The organism is Mojavia sp. (assembly GCF_059505145.1).
This window is the reverse complement of the sequence record NZ_JCACKA010000140.1, coordinates 1-4,335: the sequence shown is the minus strand read 5'-3', so window position 1 is coordinate 4,335 and position 4,335 is coordinate 1. Positions and strand designations below refer to the sequence as shown.

Sequence of the window (4,335 nt, the reverse complement as noted above, 5' to 3'; positions counted from 1 at the left end):
GCTTTGGCTTCCACCCCTATACTACCTAAAGCATAAGCAACACTGACACGAACATCTGCATCGTTGTCCTTTAAAGCAGTTATCAACTCAGGAATAGCAGCTTTGGTTTCCACCCCTATACTACCCAAAGCATTAGCAGCACCGACACGAACTTTTGCATCATTATCTTTCAAAGCTGCTAGCACAGCAGGAAAGGTTTCTATCCCTATACTACCCAAGGCACGAGCAGCACTGGCACGAACATCTGTATCGTTGTCTTTTAAAGTTGCTATCAAGGCAGGAATAGCAACTTTGGCTTCCACCCCTATACTACCCAAAGCGTAAGCAGCGCTGGCACGGACTTTTGCATCTGTGTGTTGTAACTTTTCTATATGAGAAGAAATTTCTGCCATTCTGTTGGTTTGCGTCCAACCTTCAGCGATTGGTAATACACTCAACCACAGGCAAGACAAAGAAACTACACCTACTGTCAATAATTTTTTGACTTTATTATTACCCATAAGTTCACCTCGCTATAGTAAGGGAGATCTAAACCAAATAAAATGCCCTGCCGTCAATGTGCGACCTCGGTAGCAAACAAGAGTAACTTAGATGTGTTTCCCCTAATTACGTAAGGTCTTCCATTCCACAATTGTTTTTAGCGACATCATTGCTGTCTATTCCAAAATTTTTGGTAGCATTTAACAGGTTTAAAACAGTAATATATGTTAGATAAAAATGATAGACACTGCAATATTCAGTCAGCATTCTAAGAAGTACAATCAGAATCCAAATCAAATACTGTAAGCTTTTAGCGCTAATAGCAGTCCCGAAATTTAGCTAATCACAAATAAAGTTAATAGCTATTTATTATTTAACAAATAGCCACATGAAATTATCTAAAAAATTGCAATCAAAATTTACATAGTTTTCCTCTCTGGTAGAGTTATATGTGTATGTATTATGACATCAATTCACAACTCAGATTTTTCGTAGAAAGCTGAAATATTTACAAAACTTGAGAATAGGAATTATCTAGCCATTGGTGTCAACTTAAGCAAAAACAAAGAGGTGGAGGAAGCAAGGTGTTCAAGCGTTAAATCTTCATGAAATTAAATACCTAAAACCCTTATAGTATAGGGAAAATATGCGCCTGAAAATATTTTCTTATTCTTGTGTTTCCTTCCAAGCGCTTGCCCAGCTTTAAGTGCCCTGCCATTTCACTTGCATCGCATTGCTCTTGTCTACATGATGTACGTATGTCATAGTTAAGTTCTGAAGCATTTCGGCTTTTGAAGCGTGCCATTCGGTTAAATTCGTTATGAAACGTCTGGATGATTTTTCTCTATTTATGAGAAATCAGGGCCTAGTATTTTGGGTGTTGCTGGATCACGGGATGATTCCGTCAAATTTGGAAGGAATTTTCAATGGTTTCAAGCGCTAATTCATCCTGCATTTATGCAACGCCGTATTTTGCTTTAGTAGACAAAACAGTCTTTGAATTTTTAAGGCATTAAGAGATTGATTAACAGATGCTATACTCAACTCCAAACTGTTATCTTTACTATCTTTTAATGCTTTAATTGCTTGTTCTAAAGAAGATATTGCTTTGTCCAATTCCTCAACAGACATAGCACCTGCTCGATTTAGCAAGCTTTCACCTCTATTTCCCAAACTACGAGCAGCATAGTAGCGAACGACTGAATCTGAGTCTTTCAACGCAGCTATTAAGGTAGGAATAGTAGCTAATGCTTCTACCCCCATCATCTCCAGGGCAGAAGCAGCTTGGCGTCGAACATATACATCTTTGTCCTTTAAAGCCTTGCTCAAGGCAGGAACAGCAGCTAATGCTTCTTTTCCCATCATTTCTAAGGCAAAAGCAGCTTGGTAACGGACACGTTCATCTTTGTCTTTTAAAGCAACTATTAAGGCAGGAACAGCAGCTTTAGCTTGTGCCCCCATGCTCCACAAAGCTTGAGCAGCTCCGTAGCGAACGGTTGCATTCTTATCTTTCAAGGCAGTAATCAAGGCAGGAACAGCAGCTAATGCTTTTACTCTAATGTTCTTGAGTGCAACAGCAGCACTATAGCGAACATTTGCATCCTTGTCCTTTAACGAAGTTATCAAATTAGGAATAGCGACTTTCGTGTCTGCTTTCATATTTCCCAGTGCTACCACCGCATTAGAACGAACATTCGCGTCGCTGTCTTTTAACAGAACTATTAAGTCAGGAATAGCAACTTTGGCTTCTTCCAGCTTGCCCAATATCACCGCAGCATTGGCGCGGACATCTACGTCCTTGTCCTTCAACAAAGCTATTAAGTCAGGAATAGCGACTTTCGTGTCTGCTTTCATATTTCCCAGTGCTACCACCGCATTAGAACGAACATTCGCGTCGCTGTCTTTTAACAGAACTATTAAGTCAGGAATAGCAACTTTGGCTTCTTCCAGCTTGCCCAATATCACCGCAGCATTGGCGCGGACATCTACGTCCTTGTCCTTCAACAAAGCTATTAAGTCAGGAATAGCAGCTTTGGCTTCTTCTTTTATGTTCTCCAGCGCTGCTCTAGCATTAAAGCGGACATTTGCATCCTTGTCCTTTAACAAAGCTACTAAGTCAGGAACAGGTACTCTAACTTCTGTTTTCATACGTCCCAAAGCATAAGCCGCACTAGAGCGAACGCTAGCATCTTCGTCGTTTAAAGCAAATATTAAATCAGGTAGAGCTGAATTTCCTATACTGGCAAGTATATCAGCAGCAGCAATGCGAACGTTAGCATCTTCATCTTTATCTTTCAAAATAGCTATCAAAGCGGGAATAGCAACATTAGCTTCTGCTCCCATATTACTCAGCGTTATGGCAGCAATAGTGCGAACGTCAACTGATTCGTCTTTTAAAGCAGTTATCAAAGCGGGAATAGCGGCTTTAGCTTTCACTCCCATGATCCCTAGTACACCAGCAGCATTAGCGCGAACATCTGCATCTATGCTTTGGTCTTGTAATTTTTGTATAAGAGAAGAAACTTGAGCATGACTACTGCTTTGTAGCTGTATTTGGTTTATGATTTCTGCTGACAACCACAAACAAGGTAAAAAAAGTGTACCTGCTGCTAATAATATCCCAAATATCTTACTATCCATAAGTTCACCTTGGTGTGGGGCTGCTGAAAGTTTGGGTAGATAAAGATGTGTAGAGATATTCAGGAGTTAGCTTGTACTTATCAAAAAACTTAAAACTGAATTCAAAGCTGTCTATTTCAAAATTTCTCGTAGCATTTGTCAGATTTAAAGCAGTAATATATGTTAGATAAAAATCATGGATACTGCAATATTTAATAAGCTTTATAATAAGTAAAAATAACATCAAAATTTACATAGTTTTCCTTTCTGGTAGAGTTATATGTGTATGTATTATGACATCAATTCACAACTCAGATTTTTCGTAGAAAGCTGAAATATTTACAAAACTTGAGGATAGGAATTATCTTGCGAATGCTAGATGGACAAATTTTAGAAGCATAAGTCTCAACGGGCTACAGCAACTTGGTCATTTTAATCCACCCAGTTAATATTCAAATGCAGCAGCTGGTTGAGACTACTACCCATTCGTTCACTCGTTAGTTGCTGCCACTAATTTGAGCCGTTGTCCAGCAGTTGGCAGTTTTGCTCCCGTGGAGGTTTGTGTTATGGCAGTTACGATTGAAGGTCTGTTTGAAACGCACCGATGTTGCCACAGCAGCCATGTCCAGAAGCAGGGATAATTCCTTACAGTGAATGGGAGGCAATGCAAAAATCATAGCAGGCGTAAACTTCAGACAACAGAACAGCCCAACTATCGTATTCTGCAACAGTCTGGGCAATCATTTGACAGTGCGGCTCAATTACATTTGAAAACTCCACTTTTTGGTTAGCAAAAACTCACCTCTGGCTCTTGAGTACCTTTGCGTTGCTAAAAATTGCTGACAGTGCGAGTGCCAAATTCCACAGGATATTGTGCTAAAAATCTCGGCAATGATTGCTGATCTTTTCACACAAATCATTAACCAGCCTTTTCACTCCGCAATTCCTCCCATCCACTCCACCCAATCGGGAGCATCTGCCACCAGCTGGCCAAATTTAAGAGGCTCAACCTCATCAAACTCCAGCATCACGCCCCAACGCTCGTCGCTCGTTAGGGTACTGAGAAACTCTTTGACTGATTCAACCCCATACTCCAGCCTCTGAATCACTAATTGGGCATAATATTTAACCTGCTGCCACCACGAATCACTCTCGTTCTCATCGCCGTCCATACCCCCCCAATTATTACTTCCATCTTCATTAATGGGGGGGTTGGACGGAGCGGAATTAGGCAGG

3 protein-coding genes are annotated in these 4,335 nt (G+C 40.5%); all 3 read right to left on the bottom strand.

Translation table 11 applies throughout. From position 1 onward, the window contains the following. Positions 1 to 500, bottom strand: a 500-nt coding sequence (locus AC5JL8_RS37380; RefSeq protein ID WP_495884738.1) for a HEAT repeat domain-containing protein, incomplete at its 3' end; no start/stop codon positions are given. Between the two features lie 919 nt (positions 501 to 1,419). Further along, positions 1,420 to 3,120: a HEAT repeat domain-containing protein gene (locus AC5JL8_RS37375; RefSeq protein WP_495884737.1), complete on the bottom strand. Its 1,701-nt coding sequence runs from the start codon at positions 3,118 to 3,120 to the stop codon at positions 1,420 to 1,422. 911 nt (positions 3,121 to 4,031) lie between these two features. Then, positions 4,032 to 4,335 (bottom strand): hypothetical protein (locus AC5JL8_RS37370; RefSeq protein WP_495884736.1); only part of this gene is annotated, 304 nt, incomplete at its 5' end.